Origin of the sequence: Roseicyclus persicicus, from assembly GCF_012395815.1 — a bacterium.
Lineage (GTDB): Bacteria > Pseudomonadota > Alphaproteobacteria > Rhodobacterales > Rhodobacteraceae > Roseicyclus > Roseicyclus persicicus.
In genome coordinates, this window is sequence record NZ_JAAZQQ010000003.1 from 319,546 (window position 1) to 342,858 (window position 23,313).

18 protein-coding genes are annotated in these 23,313 nt (G+C 70.8%); 4 read left to right on the forward strand and 14 right to left on the reverse strand.

The genetic code is table 11. The features are described from left to right. Nucleotides 1-14: 14 nt before the first annotated feature. Nucleotides 15-503, forward strand: coding sequence for a hypothetical protein (locus tag HCU73_RS11395; protein WP_168623580.1), 489 nt, complete (start codon nucleotides 15-17; stop codon nucleotides 501-503). Here HCU73_RS11395 and HCU73_RS11400 read toward each other — a convergent pair. Further along, a complete protein-coding gene (locus tag HCU73_RS11400) occupies nucleotides 446-3,412 on the reverse strand; it encodes an error-prone DNA polymerase (protein ID WP_168623581.1) in 2,967 nt (988 codons plus the stop codon). The genes HCU73_RS11395 and HCU73_RS11400 overlap by 58 nt on opposite strands. A gap of 125 nt (nucleotides 3,413-3,537) precedes the next feature. On the opposite strand from HCU73_RS11400, the gene HCU73_RS11405 reads away from it, so the two are divergent. Then, nucleotides 3,538-4,470, forward strand: coding sequence for a glycosyltransferase family 8 protein (locus HCU73_RS11405; protein ID WP_168623582.1), 933 nt, complete (start codon nucleotides 3,538-3,540; stop codon nucleotides 4,468-4,470). 34 nt (nucleotides 4,471-4,504) lie between these two features. On the opposite strand, the gene HCU73_RS11410 is transcribed toward HCU73_RS11405, so the two are convergent. The 10 genes from HCU73_RS11410 to HCU73_RS11455 all read right to left on the reverse strand — a co-directional run bounded on the left by HCU73_RS11410 (nucleotide 4,505) and on the right by HCU73_RS11455 (nucleotide 15,895). Then, a complete protein-coding gene (locus HCU73_RS11410; RefSeq protein ID WP_168623583.1) occupies nucleotides 4,505-4,957 on the reverse strand; it encodes a hypothetical protein in 453 nt (150 codons plus the stop codon). 85 nt (nucleotides 4,958-5,042) lie between these two features. Then, nucleotides 5,043-5,336, reverse strand: a complete 294-nt coding sequence (locus HCU73_RS11415; RefSeq protein WP_168623584.1) for a hypothetical protein — start codon at nucleotides 5,334-5,336, stop codon at nucleotides 5,043-5,045. Nucleotides 5,337-5,367: 31 nt separating this feature from the next. After that, a complete protein-coding gene (locus HCU73_RS11420; protein WP_168623585.1) occupies nucleotides 5,368-5,841 on the reverse strand; it encodes an RNA pyrophosphohydrolase in 474 nt (157 codons plus the stop codon). A 7-nt stretch (nucleotides 5,842-5,848) separates the two neighbouring features. Beyond that, entirely contained in the window at nucleotides 5,849-7,186 is a 1,338-nt protein-coding gene (locus HCU73_RS11425; RefSeq protein ID WP_168623586.1) for a S41 family peptidase, read from the reverse strand. A gap of 18 nt (nucleotides 7,187-7,204) precedes the next feature. Then, on the reverse strand, nucleotides 7,205-8,335 hold the full coding sequence (locus HCU73_RS11430) for a peptidase M23 (protein ID WP_168623723.1): 1,131 nt from the start codon (nucleotides 8,333-8,335) through the stop codon (nucleotides 7,205-7,207). After that, the gene (gpmI, locus tag HCU73_RS11435; protein WP_168623587.1) at nucleotides 8,335-9,873 is read right to left on the reverse strand and encodes a 2,3-bisphosphoglycerate-independent phosphoglycerate mutase; all 1,539 of its coding nucleotides are present in this window, start codon (nucleotides 9,871-9,873) and stop codon (nucleotides 8,335-8,337) included. The genes HCU73_RS11430 and gpmI overlap by 1 nt, the downstream gene beginning before the upstream one ends. A 61-nt stretch (nucleotides 9,874-9,934) precedes the next feature. Further along, nucleotides 9,935-11,596, reverse strand: coding sequence for a serine aminopeptidase domain-containing protein (locus HCU73_RS11440; RefSeq protein WP_168623588.1), 1,662 nt, complete (start codon nucleotides 11,594-11,596; stop codon nucleotides 9,935-9,937). A gap of 109 nt (nucleotides 11,597-11,705) precedes the next feature. Then, nucleotides 11,706-13,967, reverse strand: coding sequence for a calcium-binding protein (locus HCU73_RS11445; protein WP_168623589.1), 2,262 nt, complete (start codon nucleotides 13,965-13,967; stop codon nucleotides 11,706-11,708). A gap of 111 nt (nucleotides 13,968-14,078) precedes the next feature. Next, a complete protein-coding gene (locus tag HCU73_RS11450) occupies nucleotides 14,079-14,765 on the reverse strand; it encodes an ABC transporter ATP-binding protein (RefSeq protein WP_168623590.1) in 687 nt (228 codons plus the stop codon). A gap of 20 nt (nucleotides 14,766-14,785) precedes the next feature. After that, a complete protein-coding gene (locus tag HCU73_RS11455; RefSeq protein WP_168623591.1) occupies nucleotides 14,786-15,895 on the reverse strand; it encodes a KpsE/RkpR family capsule polysaccharide export protein in 1,110 nt (369 codons plus the stop codon). A gap of 518 nt (nucleotides 15,896-16,413) precedes the next feature. On the opposite strand from HCU73_RS11455, the gene HCU73_RS11460 reads away from it, so the two are divergent. Further along, nucleotides 16,414-17,184, forward strand: a complete 771-nt coding sequence (locus tag HCU73_RS11460; RefSeq protein WP_239025537.1) for an ABC transporter permease — start codon at nucleotides 16,414-16,416, stop codon at nucleotides 17,182-17,184. Between the two features lie 7 nt (nucleotides 17,185-17,191). On the opposite strand, the gene rlmH is transcribed toward HCU73_RS11460, so the two are convergent. Further along, nucleotides 17,192-17,662 (reverse strand): 23S rRNA (pseudouridine(1915)-N(3))-methyltransferase RlmH, encoded by a 471-nt coding sequence (gene rlmH / locus HCU73_RS11465; RefSeq protein WP_168623593.1) that lies wholly within the window; start codon nucleotides 17,660-17,662, stop codon nucleotides 17,192-17,194. Between the two features lie 9 nt (nucleotides 17,663-17,671). Continuing rightward, the gene (gene rsfS, locus HCU73_RS11470; RefSeq protein ID WP_210730602.1) at nucleotides 17,672-18,055 is read right to left on the reverse strand and encodes a ribosome silencing factor; all 384 of its coding nucleotides are present in this window, start codon (nucleotides 18,053-18,055) and stop codon (nucleotides 17,672-17,674) included. A 306-nt stretch (nucleotides 18,056-18,361) separates the two neighbouring features. Here rsfS and HCU73_RS11475 point away from each other — a divergent pair, with 306 nt between their 5' ends. Further along, on the forward strand, nucleotides 18,362-21,817 hold the full coding sequence (locus tag HCU73_RS11475) for a chromosome segregation SMC family protein (protein WP_168623594.1): 3,456 nt from the start codon (nucleotides 18,362-18,364) through the stop codon (nucleotides 21,815-21,817). Between the two features lie 301 nt (nucleotides 21,818-22,118). On the opposite strand, the gene HCU73_RS11480 is transcribed toward HCU73_RS11475, so the two are convergent. Next, entirely contained in the window at nucleotides 22,119-23,297 is a 1,179-nt protein-coding gene (locus HCU73_RS11480) for a lytic murein transglycosylase (RefSeq protein ID WP_168623595.1), read from the reverse strand. Between the last annotated feature and the right edge of the window lie 16 nt (nucleotides 23,298-23,313).

Here is a 23,313-nt window from a genome sequence, read left to right on the forward strand (position 1 = left end):
CGTGGACCATCTTTATGGCGAGTGATGTTGTTTCCGAGAGCAATAGAGAGCTTAGGTTTGATTTTCCTTGGCCTTTCTGGGCTTACGGAAAGTATGAATTAACCTTTGCGTTTAACGAAGCTGCGCATGCGGTAGGCCAACAGCCTCACTACTTCGATGTTCATCCCCTGTTTAAGGAACGTCCGCGCTTTATTGTCCTATCTAGCACTGAAAAGCGCTCAGTAGTTGTTTTGGGCGACGGAGATCAGGCACTTGGTGAGGCTTGGCTGAGAATTGGACTGTTTGTGAAAGGTGGCGGAAGTCTTTTTTCATGGATTTGTGAAACGTATCGATATCGTCGAGCTTGGCGCGATGAACTGACAACCGAGATGGATGGGGAGCGCGCTGGTCCCTTTGTTCTGCCTAGTCGGGAGAAGGACCTGATTTGTAGGTTTCGCAGGCATGATCAGGCACTGATGCTGGTTTCAGGAACCTTCTTTGCCCGTTTATCGCGTTGCTCTTGAAATAAATTACTCCTTGTCAGCCACCGCCGGTCGATCCCCGGGCTCAGCCGGTCGCGGATCAGCGCCACCGGGTGGGTGCGGAGCGTGAGGCGCAGCGCCACGTAGTCCTCCACCACCGCCTCGCCCTCGTTCATGGCGGGCAGGTGCACCGCCGGTTCCACGATCCCCTCGCCATCCAGATCGCCCGAGAACAGCGGCAGTTCCCCCTTGGGCGCCAGCGCGCGGGCGGCCCAGAGCGCGTCGCGCCGGGGGATGCCGAGGGCGGCGAAGGCGTCCGCTTCGGCCAGGATCGTCAGGGTCCGCGCGTCCAGCCCCGCGCGGCGCCACACGTCCTCGACCGCCGTGTAGCCGTTGCCGCGGGCCGCCGTCAGCCAGTCGGCCTCCTCCTCCCGCATCGCGCGGATCTGGCGGAACCCCAGCCGCAGCGCCAGCGCGCCGGTCTCGGTGCGTTCCATCACGTTGTCCCAGTGGCTGCGGTTCACGCAGACGGGCCGCACCTCGACCCCGTGCTCGCGGGCGTCGCGCACGATCTGGGCCGGCGCGTAGAAGCCCATCGGCTGGGAGTTCAGCAGCGCGCAGGCGAAGATGCCGGGATGGTGGCGTTTCAGCCAGGCCGAGGCGTAGACCAGCAGGGCAAAGCTGGCGGCGTGGCTTTCGGGAAAGCCGTAGCTGCCGAAGCCCTCGATCTGGCTGAAACAGCGCTCGGCAAAGGCGTCGTCGTAGCCGTTGGCGCGCATCCCGCGCAGGAAGCGGGTGCGGAACTCACTGACCGACCCGTGCTTCTTGAAGGTGGCAAGCGACCGGCGCAGGCGGTCGGCCTCGTCGGGGGTGAAGCCCGCGCCGGTGATGGCGATCTGCATCGCCTGTTCCTGGAACAGCGGCACCCCCAGCGTCTTGCCCAGCACCCGGCCGAGCTCGTCCGAGGGGAAGCTGACCGGCTCCTCCCCGTTCCGGCGCCGGATGAAGGGGTGCACCATGTCGCCCTGGATCGGCCCGGGGCGGATGATCGCGACCTGGATCACCAGGTCGTAGAAGCAGCGCGGGCGCATCCGCGGCAGGAAATTCATCTGCGCGCGGGATTCGACCTGGAACACGCCCAGCGTGTCGGCCCGGCACATCATGTCGTAGACCGCGGGGTCCTCGGGCGGCAGGGTGGCGAGGTTGTAGTCGGTCTGGTGATGCAGGCGCAGCAGCCCAAAGGCCTTGCGGATGCAGGACAGCATCCCCAGCGCGAGGATATCGACCTTGAGGATCCCCAGCGCGTCGATGTCGTCCTTGTCCCAGCAGATGACGGTGCGGTCCTCCATCGTGGCGTTCTCGATCGGCACCAGCTCGTCCAGCCTGCCTTCGGTGATGACGAAGCCGCCGACATGCTGGCTCAGGTGCCGGGGAAAGCCGATGATCTCCTCGATGAGCGCGATGGTTTGCTTCAGCCGCGGGCTGTCGGGGTCGAGGCCGATCTCGCGCATTCGGTCGATCTCGGGCCCGTGTTTCGACCATGACCCCCAGATCTGGGAGGACAGCGCCGACAGCACGTCCTCGGACAGGCCCATCGCGCGGCCCACCTCGCGCACGGCGCGCTTGCCGCGGTAGTGGATGACGGTGGCGCAAAGGCCGGCCCGGTGGCGGCCGTAGCGTTCGTAGATGTGCTGGATCACCTCTTCCCGCCGCTCGTGCTCGAAATCGACGTCGATGTCGGGCGGCTCGTTCCGCGCCTCCGAGACGAAGCGTTCGAACACCATCGTCCCGATCTCGGGGCTGACGGAGGTGACGCCCAGGGCATAGCAGGTGATCGAGTTCGCCGCCGACCCGCGCCCCTGGCACAGGATGTCGCGGGAACGGGCGAAGGCGACGATGTCGTGGACGGTGAGGAAATAGGGCTCGTAGCCGAGCTTGCCGATCAGGCGCAGCTCGTGGTCGAGCTGGTTTTGCGCGCGCTCGGGGATGCCCTGCGGGTAGCGCCAGTGCAGCCCCGCCTGCGCCAGCCGTTTCAGCCGGGCGGCGGCGGTTTCGCCGTCGGCGATCTCGGAGGGGTATTCGTAACGCAAGGACCGGATGTCGAAAGCCAGCCGTGCCGCGATCTCATCCGCCCGGTCCACGGCGTCTTCATGCCCGCGGAAGATGCGCCGCATCTCGGCCTCCGACCGCAGGCGCTGTTCGGCATTGGCCTGCGCGGCGGTGCCCAGCTCCTCGATGCGCAGCCCCTCGCGGATGCAGGTCAGGATGTCGGTCAGCCGCCGGCGCGAGCCGTGGTGCATGATCGGCCGGGCCGAGGCGACGGTGGGCAGGCCCAGCCGGTCCGCCAGCCGGGCGGCGCGGGTCAGGCGGGCGGCGTCCTGCCCGTCATAGGCCGGCGCCATCAGGAGGTGCAGTTGCGGGCGCAGCGCCGCGACCAGTCGCTCGGCCCCGGCCAGCCAGCCGGGCGCGGGGCGGTCGGGCGCGTGGAGCAAGAGCTCCAGCCCCTCCGCGCGGGCCAGCACATCGTCGAGCGCCAGGTCGCAGTCGCCCTTTCTCGTCCTGAGCCGCCCGGTGGACAAAAGGCGGCACAGGCTGGCCCAGCCGGTCCGGTCGCGCGGCAGGGCGGTGATCGCCATGCCGTCCCGCAGGACAAGGCAGGCGCCGGGCAACAGCCGCGGCACGTGGTCGATGGGGGCGCGGGGCGGATCGGGCAGATGCGCGGGCTTCGGCGGGCCGACGGGGTCGGCGCGGGCGGCCTCGGCATCGGCGATCTCCTCGGCGATCTTCTTCAGCTCGGACCAGGCGCGGACCACCCCCGCCACTGAATTGACGTCGGCGATGGCAAAGGCCGACAGGCCCAGCAGCGCGGCGCGGCGCGCGTGTTCCTCGGGGTGCGAGCCACCGGTGAGGAAGGTGAAGTTGGAGGTGATGGAGAGTTCCGCGAATCCCATGACGCGGGAGTATATTCACGTTTTGTTCTCACGGCGAGTCGCCTTGGCCGGCCCTCTGCACCGCGCGCTTCCCCCCGCGCGCCCGATTGCCTATCGTCGCCCCACCTGTCCCGGATCGCGGTCCCATGTCCTTGCCCTGTCGCCTGATCTACGTTCTCGACCGCAACTTCATCGGCTGCACGGCCGTCTCGCTCTATTCCGCCCTGGAAACCGCCGGCGCGCCGCTCGACGTGACGATCTACACGGTCGACCTGCAGGACGACCCGCTGGACCTGTTCCACGGCCTCGCCCGGCACCCCAACGCCGCCGCGATCCGCCTGATGCCGATCGACCTGTCGGCCTATCCCGAGCAGTTCACCTTCAACCTGCCGCGGGCGACCTGCGGACGGCTTGCCATGGTGGGCCGCGAGGCCGGGCGCGCGGTCTATCTCGACGGGGACACGCTCGTCCTGCAGGACATCACTGAGTTGCACCGCGCCGACCTGAACGGGCAGCCCCTGGGCGCATCGCTCGACACGCTGGTGCGCAACTGGCTGATGAAGGCCCGCGCCCGGCGCCGGCCGGGCGGCGAGAAGTACCGCCGCATGTTGGCGCATCGCGGCACCCTCATGCCGAGCGTCGATTTCGACAGCTATTTCAACGCCGGGGTCCTGTTTTTCGATTTCGACCGCATCCACGCGCTCGGCCTCGTCGACCGCATCATGGATCCGACCCCGATCCGCGGCTACCCGCTGATGGACCAGGACCACCTGAACGAGATCTTTGCCGGGCGCGTCGCCTTGCTCGACCCGGCCTGGAATTCGCAGTGGGGCAATCTGCACACCGGGAAAGGCATCTACCCGGCGCCGGAGCGGGCCATGTTCCGGCGGTCCCGGCGCAGCCCCGCGGTGATCCATTACACCGGCCCGCGCAAACCCTGGCTGCCGCTGGGCCCGCGGCGATTCCTGCGCGCCTTCGGGGTGCAGCAGATCCTGCAGCTCGCCGAGGTCCTGCGCCGCCGCCGGCTTTACCGCGAGGCCGAGGCGCGGATGACCGCGTTCCTGCAAGGGCGCCCCTGAGCGCCGCGATCCTCCGCGTCCGTCGCGGTCGGGATCAGCCCCCGCAGGCCCCCCGCGTGTGGCAGGCGGACACCGCGTCCAGCGTGGCGCGGTCGATGCCGAAATGCGCGTTCTGGCTGCAGAGCCCGGGCTCCAGCACCAGCGCGTCGCCGACGCGGCGGAGGAACACCAGCGCCTCGCCCTCGGGCCCCGTCACCGGGCAGGACAGCGCGTCGCCGCAGTCGTGGCGCAGCGTGAAATCGAGCGTCACCCGCGGGCCGAAGCCGCCGCCGCCCAGTTGCCGGCCCTGCACCCGCATCGGCACGCTCAGGATGTTGTCCGCCTCGACGCCGGTCCCGGTGACGGTCAGGTCGCCGGCCACCACCACGTAGCTGTGCGGTGAGGCGGCGATGGCCCGGAAATCCTGCACCGGTTCGGGATCGGGGCAGATGAAGGCGGCGGCGGGGGCGGCTGACAGCAGCGCGAGGCAGAGGGGCAGGGCACGCATGGTGGACCTCGCAAAAGGGTTCTGGCGCCGAGGCTACACCGACCGGGGCCGCGGCCCAAAGACGGGAAATCCGCCGCGGACCGGCCTAGGACCGCCGCCCGCGCAGCCAGTTCCGCAGGGCCTGCCACCCGCCGACTGGCGTGTTGCGGGCCGGTCTCAGGCCATGCTCCACCGCGAGGAAGCCGGTGTTCCGGCGCAGCGAATCGGCGCGGTCGCGCGCGAAGCGGCGGATGTCGTCCAGCGGATCGAAGACGAGGGTGAAGCCGTACGTCGCGGAGAAGGTTCCGACGGCCAGGTGCAGGTCCGCCCAGCCCGGGTGATCCGCGTCGAGGATGCAGAGCGCGGCCGCCTCGGACCGCAGCGGGGTGTCGTCGGCCATCCGGCGCGCGGCCTCCCCGGTGGTCGCGCGCTCAGGCGAGCCCGAACTCGCCCAGAACGGCCTCGTAGATCGGCCGCTTGAACGGCACGATCAGCGCCAGGAGCTCGGCCCCCGTCATCCAGCGCCAGGCCGAAAACTCCACGTCCTCGTGGGTGAGGTCGATGACCTCCTCGCCGGCATCCAGCCGCATCAGCACCCATTTCTGGGTCTGGCCGCGATACTTGCCGCGGTAGGGCAGCACCTCGGGCGGCAGGTCGTAGGGCAGCCAGTCGGCGGTCTCGGCCAGCACGGTGACGTGGCGCTTTTTCACGCCGGTTTCCTCGCGCAGCTCGCGCAGGGCCGCATCGACCGGGGTTTCGCCGGCGTCGATCCCGCCCTGCGGCATCTGCCAGGCGGGGTCGGCCATGTCGGCCCGCTGCCCGGCAAAGACGCGGCCCTGCCCATCGGTCAGGACCACGCCGACGCAGGGCCGGTAGGGCAGGGCCGCGATCTCCTCGGGCGTCATCGCGCCGTCAGTTGCCGCTGGGGCCCAGCGCGTTCAGGCCGGTGAGGATGTCGATGGCGTAGGCCAGCTGGTAATCCTCGTTGCGCAGCCGCGCGGTGGCCTCGGCGATGGCCTGCTCCGCCTCGAGCTGGCGAAGCTCGTCCTCGGTGAGGGTGGAGTTCTGCAGCGCGCCCCGCAAGCTGGCCTCGTTGCGGCGGCTGGCGGCGCTCTCCTCCTCCTCCTCGGGCGTTTCCACGACCGGGCGCTGCTCCACCAGGATGTCGGGCGCGATGCCCAGCGCCTGGATCGAGCGGCCCGACGGCGTGTAGTAGAGCGAGGTGGTCAGCCGGATCGCGCCGTTGCCGGCCAGCGGCATGATCGACTGGACCGAGCCCTTGCCGAAGGTGTTGGTGCCCACGATCACCGCGCGACGGTGGTCCTGCAGGGCGCCGGCCACGATCTCGGAGGCCGAGGCCGAACCGCCATTGACCAGCACCACCATCGGCAGGCCCTCGATCAGGTCGCCGGGGGTGGCGTTGTAGCGCTCGCCGTCGGCCGGGTCGCGGCCGCGGGTCGAGACGATCTCGCCCTGCTGGAGGAAGGCGTCCGACACCCGGATCGCCTGGGACAGGAGGCCGCCCGGGTTGTTGCGCAGGTCGAGCACGACGCCGTTCAGGTTCTCCAGCCCCCCGACCTCCTCGATCATCTCCAGCAGGCCCTCCTGCAGGTTCGGGTAGGTCTGGTCGTTGAAGGTCGACACCCGCAGGATCGCGGTGTTGCCCTCCAGCCGGTAGCGCACGGCGGTCAGGCGGATGCGGTCGCGCACGATGGTCAGGTCGAAGGGCTCGTCGGTGCCCTCGCGGACGATGGTGATGGTGATCTCGGAGCCCACCGGCCCGCGCATCAGGTCCACCGCCTGTTCCAGCGTCAGGCCCAGCAGCGCCTCGCCGTCGACATGGGTGATGAAGTCGCCGGCCTCGACGCCCGCGGCCATGGCGGGGGTGTCGTCCATCGGGGTGATGACGCGGACGAAGCCGTCCTCCTGCGTCACCTCGATGCCGAGGCCGCCGAACTCGCCGCGGGTCTGCACCTGCATGTCGTCGAAGTCGTTCGGCGGCAGGTAGGAGGAATGCGGGTCGAGCGAGGTGAGCATGCCGTTGATCGCGGCCTCGATCAGGGCGGCCTCGTCGACCTCCTCGACGTAGTTGGCCCGGATGCGCTCGAAGATGTCGCCGAACAGGTCCAGCTGCTCGTAGACCGACGCGTTGGCGCGGTCCTCCTGCGCGATCAGGGGCCCGGCCACCTGGGTGCTCAGCAGGACCCCGCCCGCGATGCCCCCGACGGCAGCGATGATCAGCTTGTTCATGGCGTCCCTTCCTTCGACTCAGTCGCGCCCGGTGGCGGTGAACCAATCCGCCGGATCGACGGGGGCGCCCGCCGCCCGCAGTTCCATATAAAGCGTTTCCGTCAGGCCTCCGCCACCGGATTGCGGCGCGGCGACGATCAATTCTTCGCTGTCCCCGCCCGGGTCGCCGGGCATCAGCCCCAGCGGCCCGTCGGCGGCCACGATGTCGCCCGCGGCGGCGTAGAGCGTGCCGAGACCCGCCAGAACGAGCAGATAGCCGCCCTCGGGTTCGAGGATAATGACATTTCCGTAATCGAGAAGCGGCCCGCCGTAGCGCACCGTCGCCGGCCAGGGCGCGGTGACCAGCGCCCGCGGGCGGGTGGCGAGCACGAGGCCCGGCCGGGTGACGCCGGCGGCATCCGCCTCGCCGAAGCGGCGCAGGACCGTGCCCAGCACGGGCAGGTCCAGCGTGCCGCGCGCGCCGGCGAAATCGGGCAGGTCGGGGGCGGCCTCGGGCGGGTCCGCCGCGAGCAGCGCGGCCAGCGCGTCGAGCGAATCGACGCTCCCGATCAGGTCCGCCATCGCGGCCTCGTCGCGGATGAAGTTCTCGGGCAGCATCCGGCGGTCGGCGATGGCCTGGCTCAGCTGGGTGCGTGCGTCCTGCGCGCGCTCCAGTGCGGCGCTCAGCTGGGTCAGCGCGCCGTCCTGCAGGGCGCGCAGCGTCGCCAGCTCCTGCAGCTGGGTGCGGAGCGCGCGGGCCTCCTCGGCCACGGCGGGGGTGACATCCGACAGGATCATCCCCGACCGCGCCGTGCCCAGCGCCCCCTCGGGGTGCATCAGGAGGAGCGGCGCGGGCGCCTGCTCGATCGTCTGCAACACGCCCAGAAGCCGCCCCAGCCGGTCGCGTTCGGCCTCGAACACCAGCAGGATCGTCTGTTCCCTGAGCGCGGCCTGCCGCATCCCCTCGCGCAGCGCGAGCAGCCCTTCCTCGTAGGCGCGCACGGTCTGGGTCAGCGCCTCGACCCGGTCGCGCGCGCCCTCGGCCTCCAGCAGCGCGAATCCCGCCTGTTCCAGCATCTCGGCCGCGCGTGCCGCGGTTTCCGCGGCGTCGATCTCGGCCCGGGCCGGGGCGGCCCAGAGCAGCAGCGCGGCGAGGGCGGCACGCAGGATCATGCCAGCAGCGACCGCCCGGTCATCTCGGCCGGCTGCGGCAGGCCCATCAGCTGCAGCAGCGTCGGCGCGAGGTCGGCCAGGACGCCATCGCGCAGGCTCGCCCCGGCGGGCCCGCCGGCCAGGATCACCGGCACCGGGTTCGTCGTGTGCGCCGTGTGCGGCCCGCCGGTCGCGGGGTCGACCATGGTTTCGCAATTGCCGTGGTCGGCGGTGACGATCATCGCCCCGCCCGCGGCCTCCAGCGCCGCCAGCGCCCGGCCCAGCCCCGCGTCCACCGCCTCGCAGGCGCGCATCGCGGCCTGCAGGTCGCCGGTGTGGCCGACCATGTCGGGGTTGGCGTAGTTCACCACGATCAGGTCGTAGCCATCGGCGATGGCCGCGACGAGGTGGTCGGTGACCTCGGGCGCCGACATCTCGGGCTGCAGGTCGTAGGTCGCCACCTTGGGCGACTGCGCCATGTAGCGGTCCTCGCCCGGCACCGGGGGTTCCTTGCCGCCGTTGAGGAAGAAGGTGACGTGCGGGTATTTCTCGGTCTCGGCGATGTGGAACTGCCGCAGCCCGTGGCTCGCCACCCATTCCGCCAGCGTGTTCACGATCTCCTGCTTGGGGTAGAGCGTGGTCATGAAGCGGTCGTGGTCCCTGGAATAGTCCACCATCCCGAGCGCCGCGGCGAGCTTCGGCCGCGGGCCGGTGTCGAAGGCGTCGAACCCCGGATCGGCCAGCGCCGACAGGATCTCCCGTGCGCGGTCGGCGCGGAAGTTGAGGCAGAACAGGCCGTCGCCGTCCTTCATGCCCGCGTAGTCGCCCAGCACGGTTGGCACGATGAACTCGTCGGTCTCGCCGCGCCCGTAGGCCGCCTGCACCGCGTCCTGCGCCGTGCCGTCCTGGTGCAGCGTGCCCTCGCCACCGCCCTCGGCCATGGCGCGGAAGGCGCGCGCGACGCGGTCCCAGCGGTGGTCGCGGTCCATCGCGTAGTAGCGCCCGATCACGGTGGCGATGCGCGCCCCCTCGGGCATCGCCGCCGCCATCCGGTCGAGCACCGGGATCGCCGAGCGCGGGGCCACGTCGCGCCCGTCGGTGATGGCGTGCAGCCGCACCGGCACGCCCGCCGCGGCGACGGCCTCGACCGCGGCCATCAGGTGCGCCGACTGGCTGTGCACTCCGCCGTCCGAGGCCAGCCCGAACAGGTGCGCCGTGCCGCCCGACGCCTTCAGCGTTTCGATGAAGGCGACCAGCGCCGGTTCCCGCGCGAACCGCCCGGTCTCGATCGCCTCGTCGATGCGCACGAGGTCCATCTGCACGATGCGGCCCGCGCCGATGTTGGTGTGGCCGACCTCGGAATTGCCGAACTGCCCCTCGGGCAGACCCACGGCGCGCCCATGGGTGGTCAGCGTCGCGTGCGGGCAGGTGGCCGTCAGGCGGTCCATGGTCGGCGTCCGGGCGAGCAGCGGGGCGTTGTCGGCCTCGGTCGGCCCGATCCCCCAGCCGTCGAGGATGCAGAGGACCACGGGTTTCGGCGGGGCGGGCTGTGGCATGGACGGTCTCCTTCGCGCCCCCGGTTCTAGGAGGCCGCCGCTCGCGGCGCAAGGCGGCGGGTCAGCGCCCGAGCAGACGTCCGACGAGGCCGGGCCGCGTGCGCCCCAGCCCGGCATAGCGGTCGCGCCACGCCTGCGGCACCGCATCGCCGAACCGGGCAAAGGCGTCCTCATAGTGCCGTTGCAGCCCCTCGAGCAGCATCGTCTCGATCTCGCCGGGAATGGGAAGCGGGTTGCCGAGGTTGACCCGCTTGTCCGTCTCGGCCGGTCTGTCGGCGATTCCGAGGAAGGCGCAGAGGGCGGAGACGCTCTCCTGCCGGAACATGTCCTCGTAGAAGATGGTGTGGATCCGGTCGCGCGGCACCACGGCTTCCAGTTCGGTGAGCGTGCGCTCGTAGTGCGCCCGGAGCAAGGTCGGCAGGCGGCCCGACTTGACCAGATGCCTCGCCCGGGCGATGCAGGCCGGCGCATAATCCGGCCCGTCCGGGTCGATCCCCTTGCCCTCGACCATCATGCGGATCTGCGACCAGAGCCGGCCGACCGGATCGCGCAGGATGAACACGAACTTCGCCGGGCCGAGGCTGTCCATGTCGGCAAAGCCGGCCCTGTCCAGCACCGCGTAGGAGGGGGTGATGTCGCAGGCCAGCTTCTGACCGGCATGTCCGCGCATCAGGTAGGACAGGTAGGGCCCGTGATCGCCGGGTGGCCCCGAATGGATGCAGAGCCATTCGACCAAGCGCGCGATCTGGTCGAGGATCCGCTGGTTCGCGGGCTCCGGCGTCTCCGCCAGCCGCGCCGAGAGGGATTGCAGGGCCTTCACACGCCGCGCGTGGTGGCGGTTTTCGTGCGGCGGGTGGATCACGTCGAAATAGTGGAGCTCCTTCAGCTCGGGGCAGTGGCAGTCCGGGTGCCCGGCGAGGAACTCGTACAGCCAGCTGGTCCCGGCCTTCTGCGCGCCAATCCCGTAGACCAGCGTCGTCCCCCCGGGCAGTCCGCCGGCCTTGCGCCGCGCCGGCCTTGGCCGCTCCGGCGCCGCGACGAAGTCGAGCACCGCGGCGGCCGCCTGCTCGCTGTGCGGGGGCTGGGTGAAGAACCCGTGGCCCGCGCCGGGAAACACCTTGATCTCGCAGCGGGAGGCCGGCCAGAGGCGCGCGAAGCCCTGCGAGGACGCGAGCGGGACCACGGTGTCCGCGTCGCCATGCGCGATGAAGCAGCGCAGCCGCCCGACGATCGGGCTCGCGGCATGGCGCTGCAGGGGCGAGAGACCCACGAGGCGCGCGTCCGGCACGACCTCGTCGGGGAAGGTTCCGGGGCCGATGTCCGTCACCGGGTTCATCAGGATCAGGCCGGCGATGCCCCCTGGCGCCTCCACCGCGGCATGGAGGGCGAGAAGGCCGCCGAAGGATGCGCCGAACAGGTAGAGCTCCGCCCCGGGCGGAAGGTCGGCCCGGCACCACTCTAGCGCCTGTTCGGCATCGGCCAGCATGTCCTCGAGCCCGGCGCCGTCGCGCTCCGGCGTCCGGTAGCCGGCCGCGAGCACGGTGATGTCCCCCCGCGCCGCGAGCCGCGCGCAGAAGGGCGCCAGCATGTCCGGCGCGCCATCCACGCCGCCGCCGTGGAACGCCAGGATGCGCGTCGTTTCGGGCAGGCGAGAGGGAAACAGGAGCGACCCCGGACCGCGGCCGATATAGACCGTCTGAGCCGCGGTTTCCTGGCCGGGCATCGGGGGTCCATCGGTGCTTGCCATCCCCGTCTGTCTCCTCGCGGCGCCCGATGCCCGGACCCGCCGCCCCCCTTTCACCCGACCGGCCGGGCAAAACGGGCCGACCTGATCAAACGATGACGAGGTCGTCAAGCAGGAGGCTGGTGTTGGTGAGCCCGTTGATGGTCAGCGTGTTGCCCCCGCCGAAGTCCAGCACGGTGTTGCCGCCCACCACCGACCCGAAGGCCGAGATGACCTGCGCGACCGTCAGCCCGCCGCCCCACATCGCATCGTCGAGGTGGATCTCGTCCACGTCGTTCTTGAAGTCGGTGATCACGTCGAGACCTTCGCCGAAGACGAACACATCGGCGCCGATATCCCCGGTCAGGGTGTCGTTGCCCGCACCGCCGTCGAGCGTATCGTTGCCGCCGCCGCCGAAGACCCGGTCGTTGCCCGCGTCGCCAAACAGCACGTCGTGGCCCGCCAGGCCGTAGACCTGGTCGTTGTCGCCGCCGCCATGGATGGTGTCCCGTCCGCCGTTCCCGAACAGCCAGTCCCGCCCGTCGCCACCGTCGAGCCAATCGTGGCCGGGCATGCCGTAGAGACGATCGCCGTCATCGCCCCCCTCAAGCCGGTCGTCCTGGGCATAGCCGAACAGCCAATCGCGCCCGCTTCCGCCGATCAGGTGATCCTCACCACGCTGGCCGTGCAGCACGTCGTTGCCGTCGCCGCCCTCGAGCGTGTCGTTCCCGGCACCGCCATACAGCGTATCGTTGCCGGCAAGGCCCAGGATCGTCTCGTCGCCGTCACCCCCGGACAACAGATCGGGCCCGTCGGTCCCTTCCAGCGGCGGATTGGCCCTCAGGTCCGGCGGGATCGGGCTTCGCTCGGGGGCGGTCATCAGCGCCGCCCGCACGTTGGCCGCGCTGAGCGAGGTTCCGTTCAGGGTCTGGATCACCAGGGTCTCGCCGCGCCAGGTGACGATGGCGCCGTCGGGGGTGGGGGTGATCGTCAGTTGGGCCGGGTCGTACAGAAAGGGCCAGTCGGACAGGTCGATCCTGTCCCGGCCCGGTTCGAAATCGGTGATGACGTCGGTCTGCCCGTCCGCCCGGAGCACGAAGATGTCGCGCCCGGCACCCCCCGACAGGGTGTCGAGGCCGCGCCCGTCCTCGAGGATGTCGTCGCCGGAGGCGCCCTGCAGGAGATCGTTGCCGGCCCCGCCCAGCACGATGTCGTCCAGCGCGGTCCCTGACAGGGTGCCGCCCCCCTGCGCGGCGATGAGCACCGAGCCGTTTCGGGACGTGTCGAGCGTGATCGCGGTCACGCCGGCGCTGATCTCGGAGGACAGGTACAGGTGCAGGGCGTTGCCGCCGTGGAAGGCCACGACCGCCGTCACGTTCTCGAGCCCCGTGGCGGGCGTGTCGGCCATGACGTCGATGATCTGGAGCCGCCCGTTGGGCATCAGCAGGAACACGGTCAGGCCGTCGTCGCCGCCCGCCGCGACGACATAGGTGAAGCCGTTCGAGGTCACCACGTCGAGGGTCTGGATGCCGCCGAAGCGCGTGTGCAGGGTGTCGATGACGTGATCCGTCGGCACCAGCTGCCCATCCCCCAGCAGCTCCATCACCGTGATCGCGCCCGACTGGCCGATGCCGTCGCCCGGCGCGGACCCCAGCAGCACGAAGCATCGGTTGCCCACCATCGCCGTGGCCATCGCGGTCGGGGTCATGACGCCGATGCCTTCGGCGACGCCGAGGTTCCCGGTCGCCACGAAGCGGTCCGCCTCGATGCGGTAGGCGGTGACGCCCTGGTCGGTTGCGCTGGCGCCGATCAGGTAGTCGACGCCGCCGATCGCCACGGTTTCCAGCGCAAAGACCGAATCCGCGTAGGTCGCCTGCGTGTCGGCGGCCGCGAAGGCATGGGCCAGCGTGCCGCCCTGGGCGAAGCTGTAGGCCTGGATCGACCCGGTGCCGGCGTTGGCGAGGAACAGCATGTCGTCGCCCCACTGGTCCATGTCGAGGACCGCGCCTGCTTGGCTGGCCAGCCCGGACAGCGTGCTCGACCCGTCGATGCCGCCCTGCGCACCCAGCTGATAGCCCGTCAGGTTGCCCGCACCGTCCGCCGCCACCACGAGCTTCGGCCCGTCCGCCGTGTCGATCAGCGTGAGGGTCGGCAGGATGTCCGGCGCGAGGCCGGCCGCGAAATGGGCCTGGTCGATCAGCGCAAGGTCGCCGTCCGGTCCGATGGCATAGGCGGCCAGCCCCCCGTTTGGACCCGACAGGGTATAGAGCACGGCACCCGTCCCGGTGTCGTGGATCAGGAGGTCACTGATGCCGTGGTCCAGGATGGCCTGGTTGGTCTGGGTCTGTCCTGCGACGACAAGCTGCGGCATGGGCGGCTCCATCGTGGTGTCGATGGCGCCAAGGCTGCGATGCCGCCTGGGGATGGGTGGGGACGGAATGTGGTGTGGCTGCGGAGAACCGCTCGCATTGCCGCGGTCGCGTTAACCCTTTGCTCTACCGCGCCGGGAGGCGGGCAGGGCCATGTTCCGCTTGTGGACCTCGATGGCCTCGTCAAGATCCTCGAAATACTGCAGTTTTCCGTGTTCGAGGATCAGGGCTGCGTCGCAGAATTCCTTAAGCTCGCCAAGGTTGTGATTCACCATGATCGCGTCGGAGGTCGACATGCGCTCGTGGAACAGGGCCGCGCTGCGGGTGCGGAAGGAGGCGTCGCCCGCCGCCGTCACCTCGTCGATGAGGTAGGTGTCGAACTTGATCCCCAGCGACAGGCCGAAGCTGAGCCTTGCCTTCATCCCGGAGGAATAGGTCCGCAACGGCATGTGGAAATGCGGGCCCAGCTGGGCGAAGTCCTCGACGAAATCGACCAGCTCCTCGGTGTCGACGCCGTAGACCCGCGCGATGAAGCGCGCGTTCTGCGCGCCGGTCATGTTGGGGTGGGTCGAGCCGGCCTGCCCGATCGGCCAGGAGATGGTGCCGTCGCACAGGATTCGGCCGGAATCGGGGCGCATGTTGCCCGCGATGATCGACATCAGCGTGGACTTACCGGCGCCGTTGCGCCCGAGCAGTGCCAGCGACCGCCCTGTCGCCACCGTCAGCGTCAGGTTGTCGATCACCACCTTGCGCTGCCCGTTGACCTCGAAGCTCTTGGTCAGGTTCTCGAAGCGGATCATGGCGCGCGGCCCCGTGCCCCTTACTGCCGGTCCCGGATGCTGTAGTAGATCAGCGCGAGGATCGCCCAGCCCAGCGTCAGGAACAGGAGCGCCAGCCCCGAGATCATGCTGCGCTGGGGGTATTCGGCGCTCTGCGGCAGGGTGGGGCGGATGTAGACGGCGAGGTAGCGGCTCTGCCGGGCGGCGTTGGTCCGCGCCGCGTCGAGGGCCGTCAGGGCCGCGCGGTAGCTTTCCTCCGCGAACTCGCGATCCACCACGAGGCCCTCGTAGCGGGCGAGCAGGGTCGGGTAATCCTCGCCGTCGGACCCGATGTCCTCGGTGGCGAAGTTCTGCCGCTCCTGCCGGATCCGCTCGCGGATCACCTCGATCCGCCGGGCGGACTGCACCAGCCGGGGATCGTTGGGGTTGGTCGTGTTCTCGGACAGCAGGTCGAATTCGATCAGCGCCTCGGCCAGCTGCTGCTGCAGGGTGTTCAGCACGCCGGACCGGCCCTGCAGATCGCTGGCGGGGTCGACGATCTGGGTTTCCGTGCGGAACTGCGTCAGGGCCTCGCGGGCAAGGCGCAGGCGCGCGATGGCGGCCTCGAGGTCGGCCTCGGCGTAGCGCATGGAATCGGCGCGGGCCTGGTCGTTGAGCTCGTTGATCATCGACTGGCTTTCCTCGACGATCGCCCGCGCCAGCGTCTGCGCGGTGACCGGGTCGTAGGCCAGCACCTCGAGGTCGATGAGCCCGCTGCTCTGGGTGTAGGAGACCCGCACGACACCCTGCCAGTGGTCGACGAGATCCTCGAGGGTCGCGTCGGGTTGCAGGGCGAACAGCGGGTCGGCCTCGTGGGGGGCCGAGTAATGCGCCACCAGGTCCATGCGCTCGGACAGCCGCTGCACCAGCTCGGGGCTGGTGATGAACTCGAACAGGATGTCGCCGTCGGCGCCGACGGAGGACCCCGCGAGGGACGCCAGCCCCCCCAGCAGGTCGGTCGCCGAGCTGGTTTCCTCGGTCCGGATGGTGAACCCGGCGGTCGAGGCGTACTGGTCCTGCGCGAAGGTGTAGACGTAGTACACGGTCGCCAGGAACGGCACGATCACGAGCAGGATGAAGGACAGCACCAGGCCGTAATGCCGCCGCCGCATCCGGGCGGGCTGCGCGATCGGCTTGAAGGTGGGCGCCTCGGCTGGCTCGGGTGCGCGACCGGGCTTGTTCGGCCTTGGCCGGTTCGGATCCGGCTGGCCGGGTGCGTTCGGGGCCTGTGCCGGCTTCGGGCGTGCTTGCCCATCGCCTTGTGGCTGCGGCTGCTGCTGGTTCCTCGGTTGCCCCGCCTGTCCCGCCTGTCCCTGACGCGGGCCCTGCGCCGGGCGCGCCGCACCTTGGGCCGCCGGGCGGGCCTGCGGGTCGGCGCCCTGTCCGGGGGCTGCGGCCGGACCGCCGGCAGCCCGCGCCGCCGCCCCGGCCTGTCCGGGTCCGGCAACGGGGGTAGGCCGCTGCTGAGGCTGTTCGGATGGATCGGCCAAGGACGCGGCCCTGCTCTTGTCGTTTGAACTTACCCCGACCGTCATACATACTCGCGGGGTCCAATGCCATAGCGATGGAGACGAGCCTGTCCGCCGCAGACCCCCTGCAGCCGCGTCCGCCGGCCGGCCGCGCCGTGCACATGACACGGTCCTTCGCGAGCTTCCGCTCGATCATCGCGCTGATGCTGCGCGAGATGTCGACACGCTATGGCCGGACGCCCGGGGGCTACATCTGGGCCATCGCCGAGCCGGTCGGGGCGCTGATCGTGATGGCGGTGGTCTTCTCCTTCATGTTCAGGGCTCCGTCGCTGGGGAACTCCTTCATCCTGTTCTACGCCTCGGGCTACCTGCCCTTCACCCTGTTCAGCACCATCTCGGGGCAGGTGCAGAATTCGCTCTCCTTCTCGAAACCGCTCCTGCAATACCCGGCGGTGTCCTGGATCGACGCGGTCATCGCCAAGTTCCTGCTCAATTTCCTGACCGGCGTCGCCGTCTTCGCGATCGTCCTGTTCGGGATCCTGCAGTTCGCCGAGGCCACGGCCACGCTCGACTTCGGGCCGATCGTGACCGCCATCGTCCTGTCGGCGCTCCTCGGTCTCGGGATCGGGTCCCTGAACTGCCTGCTCGAGGGCCTGTTCCCTGCCTGGGGCAATCTCTGGTCGATCGCCACACGGCCGCTCTTCATCATCGCCGGGGTCTTCTTCACCTACGACGACATGCCGACCGTGCTGCAGGATATCCTCTGGTACACCCCGTGGATCCACATCACCGGCATCTCGCGCAGCGGCATCTACCCGACCTATTCCGCCGACTACACGTCGATCCCGCTGGTCATGGCCTGGGCCATGATCCCGATGTTCTTCGGGCTGCTCCTGCTGCGCCGCTATTACCAGGACATCCTGAACCGCTGAGGCGCCGTCACGCCCGGTGGTAGGGTCCGCCCGACAGGATGGAGGCCGCGCGGTAGAGCTGTTCGGCCAGCATCACCCGCACCAGCATGTGCGGCCAGACCATGCGCCCCAGCGACACCGCCAGCGACGCCTCGGCGCAAAGGTCGGCGGCAAGGCCGTCCGCGCCGCCGATGCAGATGGCGAGGTCGCCCTGTCCCGCGTCGCGCTGCGCCGCCAGCCGTGCCGCGAAATCGGGGGAGGTCAGGGTCTCGCCGCGCTCGTCCAGAACCCAGAGGGCGGCACCCTTCGGCACCGCCCGGCGCAGCAGCTCGGCCTCGGCCGGCTTGCCGCCGCCCTTGCGGTCCTCCACCTCGGTCACACCGCCCGAGGTCAGCCCCAGCGCGCGGCCGGTGCGGTCGAACCGCGCGAGGTAATCGTCGATCAACTGCTGTTCGGGCCCGCCCCTGAGGCGCCCGACAGCGCAGACGTGGACCTTCATGCCCGGCGCTCAGCGCGCGGCGGCGCCGGCCGGCATCCACATCTTCTCGAGCTGGTAGAACTCCCGCACCTCGGGGCGGAAGACATGGACGATCACGTCGCCCGCGTCGATCAGCACCCAGTCGCCGGTGTCCTTGCCTTCCATCTTGCAGCTCAGGCGGTAGTCTTCCTTGAGCCGCTCGGCCAGCTTCTCGGAAATCGCCGCCACCTGGCGCGAGGACCGGCCGGACGCGATCACCATGTAGTCGGCGATCGACGACTTGCCGCGCAGGTCGATCTGCACGATCTCTTCGGCCTTGTCATCGTCGAGGGAGGCGAGGACGCGTGCCAGCAGCTCCGCGCTGGTGGGGGCGTCCGGTTGGGCCGGCATGGCGGCCCGGGGGGCGGTGGTCATGGCCACCGCGGCGGTCTGTCCGGTCAGGAGCAGGTCCTCCAGTGTTGCGCGCCTGATCCACCCCGGCGCCGGGTCCCTTATAACGTAGCATCGCAGGGCCCCGATCTCAACCGCCCGCCGCCCGCGGGCCCGGCGGGCAGCCGCGGGACGACGGCCCGATCTATCCACAAGATCCGGTGACGCTTCGCATATCTTGGGGATAACAGGCCGGTTTCCGCCATATCCGGTAGGCGAGCGTTGACTCGGGCCTGCACCCCGGGGGTAGGATGACGCCTCAAAGGCGGATCGCCCCGAGGAGGCTGGCCCATGCGTTTCACCCGGCTCCGGCTGAACGGCTTCAAGAGCTTCGTGGACCCGACCGACCTGGTGATCCAGGACGGGCTGACCGGCGTGGTCGGCCCCAACGGCTGCGGCAAGTCCAACCTGCTCGAGGCGCTGCGCTGGGTGATGGGCGAAAACCGCCCCACCGCCATGCGCGGCGACGGGATGGAGGACGTGATCTTCGCCGGCGCCGCCACCCGGGGCGCGCGCAACTTCGCCGAGGTCGTCCTGCAGATCGACAACACCGAGCGGCTGGCGCCCGCGGGCTTCAACGACGCCGACACGCTCGACATCACCCGCCGCATCACCCGCGACGCGGGCTCGGCCTACAAGCTGAACGGCAAGGACGTGCGCGCGCGCGACGTGCAGATGCTGTTCGCCGATGCCTCGACCGGCGCGCATTCGCCCGCGCTGGTGCGGCAGGGACAGATTTCCGAACTCATCAACGCGCGGCCCAAGGCGCGTCGGCGGGTGCTGGAAGAGGCCGCGGGGATCTCGGGCCTCTACCAGCGCCGCCATGAAGCCGAGCTGAAGCTGAAGGGGGCCGAGGGCAACCTGACCCGCGTCGACGACGTGCTGGAACAGCTTGGCGCGCAGCTGGCCACGCTGGCCCGGCAGGCGCGGCAGGCGCAGCGCTACCGCGAGATCGGCGCCGAGCTGCGGCAGGCCGAGGGGCTGCTTTTGTGGCTGCGCTGGCGCGATGCGCAGGAGGGCGTGGAGCGGGCCGAGGCGGTGCTGCGCGAGGCGCTGGGCGGCGCGGCGCGGGCCGAGGCGGCGGCGCGGGCGGCCTCCGCGGCGCGCGAGGCGGCCGACGCCGCCCTGCCGCCGCTCCGCGAGGAGGAGGCGATCGCGGGTGCCATCCTGCAGCGGCTTCTGGTCGAGCGCGACAGCCTCGACGGCGAGATCGCGCGGGCCGAGGCGGCGGTGACGACACTGACCTCCCGGCTCGACCAGCTGACCCGCGACATCGAGCGCGAGGGCGCGCTGAACGCCGACGCGGGCGACAGCATCGCCCGGCTCGAGGCCGAGCGCGCGGGGCTCACGGCGGAGTCCGAGGGCCACGATGACCGGCTGGCCGCGGCGCTTGCGGCCGCCGAGGAGGCCGCCGGCGTGCTGCGGGCCCGCGAGAAGGACCTCGCCGAGGCGACGGAGGAGGCCGCGCGCCTGTCCGCCCGGCACCAGTCGGCCGAGCGCCGCGTGGCCGAGGCGCAGAAGGCGCGGGCCCGCCATGCCGCCGAGGCCGAGACCGCCGCCCGCAACGCCGAGGAGGCCGCCCTGCGCCTGTCCGCCGTCACGCGCGACGTGGCCGCGGCCGAGGAGGCGCTTGCCGCCGCCCGCGACCTTGCCGCCCGGGCCGAGGAGACCCTGACCGAGACCGAGGCCGCCCGCGCCGCCGCGCAATCCGCCGAGGCCGAGGCCCGCGCCGCCCGGTCCGAGGCCGAGGGCCGGGCCGGCACGCTGGAGGCCGAGGTGTCGGCGCTGAACCGTCTGCTGGAGCGCGAGCGCGGGCAGGGCGACCAGATCCTCGACCGGATCACGGTGGCCAAGGGCTACGAGGCCGCGCTGGGCGCCGCGCTCTCCGATGACCTCAAGGCGGGCGAGGCGTCCACGCCGGGCACCACCGGCTGGACCGGCCTTACCCCCTACGACGCCGCCGCCCCCCTGCCCGCGGGCGCCCGCCCCATCGCCGAGGTCGCGCAGGGACCCGCGCTCCTCGCCCGCCGCCTGTCGCAGATCGGGCTGGTGGACCGGGCCGAGGGCGCGCGTCTGCAACCGCTCCTGCAGCCCGGCCAGCGGCTGGTCAGCCGCGAGGGCGATCTCTGGCGCTGGGACGGCTATGCCGTGGCCGCCGCCGATGCCGTGTCCTCGGCCGCGCGGCGGCTGGAGCAGGTGAACCGGCTGGCCGAGCTGCGCGCCGAGGCCCACGAGGCCGCCGAGCGGGCCGCCGGCACCCGCGCCGCGCACGAGTCCCTGTCGCGCCGACTGGCCGATCTGACCGAGGCCGACCGCGCCGCGCGGTCTGCCCGGCGCGACGCCGACACGCGGCTGGCCGAGGCGTCCCGCAGCCTGTCCCGCGCCGAGGCCGAGCGCAGCGTGCTGGAGGGCAAGCTGGAAACCCTGCAGTCCGCCGCCGCCCGCCACGCCGACGAGGCCCGCGCCGCCGCGACGGAACTGGCCCGCGCCGAGGGCGCGCGCGCCGAGCTGGAGGATCTGGGCGATGCCCGCGCCCGGCTCGAGGACATCCGCACCACGGTCGAGGCGTCGCGCATGACCATGCTGGCGCGTCGCACCGCCCATGACGAGCTGAAGCGCGAGGGCGAGCGCCGCGTGGCGCGGATCGGCCGGATCGGCGACGAGATCGCGGGCTGGCAGACGCGGCTGGACAGCGCCGCCACCCGTCTGGCCGAGCTGGAGGCCCGTCTGGGCGAGACCGAGCCGCAGCTGGCCGAGGCACGCGCCCTGCCCGGCACGCTGGCGGCGAAACGCGCCGGGCTGGCCGAGACGATCGCCACCGCCGAGGCGCGCAAGGCCGCCGCCGCCGACGCGCTGTCGGGGGCCGAGGGCGCATTGCGCAACGCGACCGTCGCCGAGCGGGACGCCGAGCGCGCCGCCTCCGAGGCCCGCGAGGCGCGCGCCGCCGCCGAGGCCCGCCGCGACGCCGCCCGCGAGGGGGTGGAGGCCGCCGCGCAACGCATCGCCGAGGAGCTGGAGACGACGCCGCCCGCGCTCCGCGAGAGCCTGGGCGACCTGCCCGAGCCCGCGCCGCCGTCGGACCGGATCGAGGCCGAGGTGCATCGCCTCCGCCGCCAGCGCGATGCGCTGGGCGCCGTCAACCTGCGCGCCGAGGAGGACGCCCGCGAGGTGCAGGCCGAGCACGACCTGTTGTCGACCGAGAAGGCCGACCTCGAACAGGCCATCGCCAAGCTGCGCTCGGGCATCGCCAGCCTGAACCGCGAGGGGCGCGAGCGGCTGCTCAAGGCTTTCGACGAGGTGAACGCGAATTTCGCCAAGCTGTTCACCCACCTCTTCGGCGGCGGCGAGGCGCGGCTGGTGCTGGTGGAATCGGACGACCCGCTGGAGGCGGGGCTGGAGATCCTGTGCCAGCCGCCCGGCAAGAAGCTGTCGACGCTGTCGCTGCTGTCGGGCGGCGAGCAGACGCTGACGGCGCTGGCGCTGATCTTTGCCGTGTTCCTGGCGAACCCGGCCCCGATCTGCGTGCTCGACGAGGTCGACGCGCCGCTCGACGACGCCAACGTGACGCGGTTCTGCGACCTTCTGGACGAGATGACCCGCCGCACCGACACGCGCTTCCTGATCATCACCCACCACGCGGTGACGATGGCCCGGATGGACCGCCTGTTCGGCGTCACCATGGTGGAACAGGGCGTGTCGCAGCTGGTGTCGGTCGACCTGCGCAAGGCCGAGCAGATGGTGGCCTGAGCGCAGGGTTAACGGCCTGTTGACCAAGGGAGCCTAGCGTCCCTCCTGCCGCGACCCTTCGCGGTGATTGGAGGTGAGATGCTTGAGACAAGAACAGTACCGCAGGTGGATGGTGCTGCTGACGGCGGGAACGCTGGCGGTGGCCTTCGCCCGCCTCCTGATCGGGCACTAGCCTGAAAAGGAAAGGCCCCACGAAGGCGCAACTTCGTGGGGCCAACTTTGGTGAGTCCTTGAGGACTGACAGTTACCGCAGGCCCAGCCTATACCCGAAATCCTGCCAAAAAGTAAAGATTCGCGTCCCTCACAGCGCGTTCAGCAGCGCCCGCGTGGGCCAGGCATCCGCGGGCAGACCCAGCCGCCGCTGCTCCTCCCGCACCGCCGCCCGCGTGCCCGCGCCGAGGATGCCGTCGATCCGGCCGACGTCGTAGCCGCGGGCCTGCAGGCGCCGTTGCAACTCGCGCATCTCGTCGCCCGACAGGCCGGGCTCGGGGTTGCGGGCGTCGAAGACCGGCGCGCCCTCCAGCCGGGTGGCGAAATAGGCGGCGGTCAGGACGTAGGTGAAGCTCTGGTTCCACTCGAACAGCACGTTGAAGTTCGGATAGGCGAGGAAGGCCGGCCCGTTGCGCCCCTCGGGCAGCACGACCGACGCCTGCGCGCCCGGCATCGGCAGCGCGCCGCCCGCCCGCGCGCGGACGCCGGCGGCTTCCCACTCGGACACGCGGCGCGAGGTGTGGATGCCGGTCTGGTACCAGTCGAGGTCGCCCGGCACGGTGATCTCGACCAGCCACGGCTCGTTCGGCCGCCAGCCCAGCGACGACAGGATGTTCGCGCCCGACATCAGCGCGTCGGGGGCCGAGGTCTGCAGGTAGACATGCCCGTCTCCGTCGCCGTCGATGCCGTGGTTCACGATGTCCTCGGGCAGCATCTGCACCATGCCGATCTCGCCCGCCCAGGCGCCCTGCGTGTTCACCGGGTCGAAGTCGCCGTGGGTGTAGAGCTCCAGCGCGGCGAAGATCTCGGGGCGGAAAAGCTCGGGGCGGCGGCAGTCATGGGCGAGCGTCACCAGCGAATCCAGCGTGTTGTAGTCGCCCTGGAAGGCGCCGTAGTCGGTCTCGAAGGCCCAGAAGGACAGCAGGATCCCGCGGTTCACGCCAAAGCGGCGCTCGATCTCGTTGAACACCGCCGCCTGCCGCTCGGCGTTGCGGCGGCCGTTGTCGATGCGGTTCTGGGAGATCAGGCGGCGCGAGAACTCGGTGAAGGGCACGGTGAAGATGCCCTGCCGCCGGTCGGCATCCAGCGCGCGCTGGTAGAAATTCGCGTGGCGGAAGAAGCCGTCGATCGCCTCCTGGCTGAAGCCGCGCTGGGCGGCCTCGGCGCGCAGCCCCTGCACGAACTGGCCGAAATCGCCGCCGCACTGCTGGGCGCTGGCGGCGCCGGTGGAAATCCCGAGGGCGAGGCACCCGGCCGTCACGAAACGCATCATCTGGAAAAGCCCT